4 protein-coding genes are annotated in these 2,769 nt (G+C 64.3%); all 4 read right to left on the bottom strand.

Going from position 1 to position 2,769, the window contains the following annotated elements; genetic code table 11:
- Positions 1–356, bottom strand: a 356-nt coding sequence (locus ABIE58_RS20185) for an Lrp/AsnC family transcriptional regulator (protein ID WP_354546401.1), incomplete at its 3' end; no start/stop codon positions are given.
- Positions 357–358: 2 nt separating this feature from the next.
- Entirely contained in the window at positions 359–1,078 is a 720-nt protein-coding gene (locus ABIE58_RS20180; RefSeq protein ID WP_354546400.1) for a sulfate/molybdate ABC transporter ATP-binding protein, read from the bottom strand.
- 11 nt (positions 1,079–1,089) lie between these two features.
- Entirely contained in the window at positions 1,090–1,953 is an 864-nt protein-coding gene (gene cysW / locus ABIE58_RS20175; protein ID WP_354546399.1) for a sulfate ABC transporter permease subunit CysW, read from the bottom strand.
- On the bottom strand, positions 1,946–2,769 hold an 824-nt coding region (cysT, locus tag ABIE58_RS20170), incomplete at its 5' end, for a sulfate ABC transporter permease subunit CysT (RefSeq protein ID WP_354546398.1). The genes cysT and cysW, both read right to left, overlap by 8 nt.

Below are 2,769 nucleotides of genomic sequence, written 5' to 3'. Positions count from 1 at the left end.
GCCATGTCGGCCACGGCCACTTTCAGCAGGTAATCGACATCGCCCGCCATGCGATGCACTTCGATGATTTCAGGGAATTCCGCGATGGCGGCGCGAAACTCGGCGCGCCACTCGCGGGAATGATCGGGGGCCTCGATCTCAACGAACACCGTCATGCCCAGGCCGATGCGGGCGGGATCGACGATGGCCACCCGCCCGGTGATCACGCCCGCGCCTTCCAGCTTTTGCACCCGCTTCCAGCAGGGGGTTTGCGACAGGCCGACGCGCTCGGCCAGTTGCGCGACGGGGATGGTCGCGTCGCGCATCAGCTCGTGCAGGATCTTGCGGTCGATGCGGTCCAGATCGGTTTTACTCATGATCAGGACGCCGTGAATTCGCGCACGAAATCATTCGCCGGTCTGGCACGGATATCCGCCGGTTTGCCAACCTGTTCGATGCGCCCCATCGACATCACGACGACCAGATCGGCCAGTTCCATCGCCTCTTCCTGATCGTGGGTCACGAAAATCGTCGTCAACCCCGTGGTATCGTGGATATCGCGCAGGCCCTGGCGCAGTTCCTTGCGCACCTTGGCATCGAGCGCGCCGAACGGCTCGTCGAGCAGCAGCATGCGCGGCTCGATCGCCAGCGCGCGCGCCAGTGCCACGCGCTGGCGCTGCCCGCCCGAAAGCTGGCTGGGATAGCGCGCGCCGATATCGGGCAACTGGATCAGGTCCAAAAGCCGGTTCACCCGGCGGCCGATCTCGGCCTCGGTCGGGCGGGTCTTGCGGTTGCGGGCGCGCAGCCCGTAGGCGATGTTCTCGAACACCGTCATGTGCTTGAACAGCGCGTAATGCTGGAACACGAACCCCGCGCGCCGCTCCTGCACGCTCAGGCCGGTGGCGTCGGAGCCGTCGAACAGCACCCGCCCCGAGCTGGGAAATTCCAGCCCGCCAAGGATGCGCAACAGCGTGGTCTTGCCCGACCCGGACGGCCCCAGAAGCGCGATCAGCGCGCCCGAGGGGATGGCGAGCGAGACCGGATGCAGCGCCCGCTCGGTGCCGAATTCCTTGGCCAGTTCTTCGATGTCTATATGCATGGGGTGCCCTTTCAGTGACGGCGCGTGGCGGCCAGAACATCGGCGTGACGCCATTCCAGAAGCGATTTGAGGGTGAGTGTGACCAGCGCCAGAAGCGCCAGAACCGCGGCCAGAGAGAAGGCGGCGACCGACAGATATTCGTTGTAGAACATCTCGATCATGATCGGCATGGTCGTCGTCTCGCCCCGGATCTTGCCCGAGATGACAGCGACGGCGCCAAATTCGCCCATGGCGCGGGCATTACAAAGCAGCACGCCATAAAGCAGCGCCCAGCGGATATTGGGCAGGGTGACGGTGAAAAACGCGCGCCATCCCGACGCGCCAAGCGTCAGCGCCGCCTCTTCCTCGGCCTGGCCTTGTTCGATCATCACCGGGATGAGTTCCCGCGCCACGAACGGAAAGGTCACGAACATCGTCGCCAGCACGATGCCGGGAAAGGCGAACACAATCTTGAGGTCATTGGCCACCAGCCACGCCCCGAGCGACGAGTTGACACCGAACAAAAGCACCAGCGCCAAACCCGCCACCACCGGCGAGACGGAAAACGGCAGGTCAATGAGCGTGATCAGGAACGCCTTGCCGCGAAAGTCGAACTTGGTGATCGCCCAGGCGGCGGCGATGCCGAACACCGCATTGAGCGGCACGGCGATGGCAGCGACGATCAGCGTGAGGCGGATGGCCGACCACGCATCGGGCGACGACAGCGCCGTAAGTGACGCCGCCCAGCCGTTGCGCAAGGCCTCGGCAAAGACCGCGATCAGCGGCGCAAACAGCAACACGCCGATCAGCACCAGAACCGTGCCGATCAGGATGTGCCGGGCAAGGCGCGGTTCGGTTGTGACGGGGGTATGGCGGGTGAGAGCGATATCAGACAAGGCCGATCCTCCGTCTGCTCCAGATTTGAATGATGTTGATCGCCAGCAGCATGGCAAAGGAAATCAGCAGCATGGCGATGCCGATCGCGGCGGCGGCATCGTAATTATATTCCTCCAGCCGGATCACGATCAGCAGCGGCGCAATCTCCGTGAGGTTGGGGATATTGCCCGCGATAAAGATGACCGAGCCGTATTCGCCCACCGACCGCGCCAGCGCCAGCGCGAAGCCGGTCAGAAGCGCGGGCGTCAACGTGGGCAGGACCACCCGGCGCAAGGTATAGGCGCGGCGCGCACCCAGCGTGGCGCTGACCTCCTCGACCTCGCGCTCCAGCTCTTCGATCACCGGCTGCACGGTGCGTACAACGAAGGGCAGCCCGATAAAGATCAGCGCCATCCAGATGCCGACCTCGGTATAGGCCACCTTGATGCCCAAGGGCGCCAGCACCTGCCCGAACACACCATTGGGCGCGTAAAGCGCCGTCAGCGAGATGCCCGCCACCGCCGTGGGCAGGGCAAAGGGCAGGTCAACGGCGGCGTCGATCAGCTTGCGCCCCCAGAACCGGTAGCGCACCAGCACCCAGGCCAGCGCCAGCCCGAAGACAAGGTTGAACAGCGACGCGATCAATGCCGCGCGAAACGACAGCGACAGCGCCGCCCAGATACGGCGTGAATTGACCATATCCCACAAATCCGCCGGGCCAATCATCAGGCCACGACCCAGCAATGCGCCGATAGGAAGAAGCACCACGATGGACAGGATCGCCATCATGATGCCAAAGCTCAGCCCAAACCCCGGCAGGGGTGAGGGCGAGCGCA

The organism is Roseovarius sp. MBR-78, assembly GCF_040547535.1.
In the GTDB taxonomy this organism is placed as follows: Bacteria; Pseudomonadota; Alphaproteobacteria; order Rhodobacterales; family Rhodobacteraceae; genus Roseovarius.
The sequence above is the reverse complement of the archived record's forward strand: the minus strand, read 5'-3'. Positions and strand labels throughout refer to the sequence as shown.

Coding starts and splice junctions, on each gene's coding strand:
- ABIE58_RS20180 (WP_354546400.1), bottom strand. CDS start 1,078: ATGCATATAGACATCGAAGAACTGGCCAAGGAATTCGGCACCGAGCGG.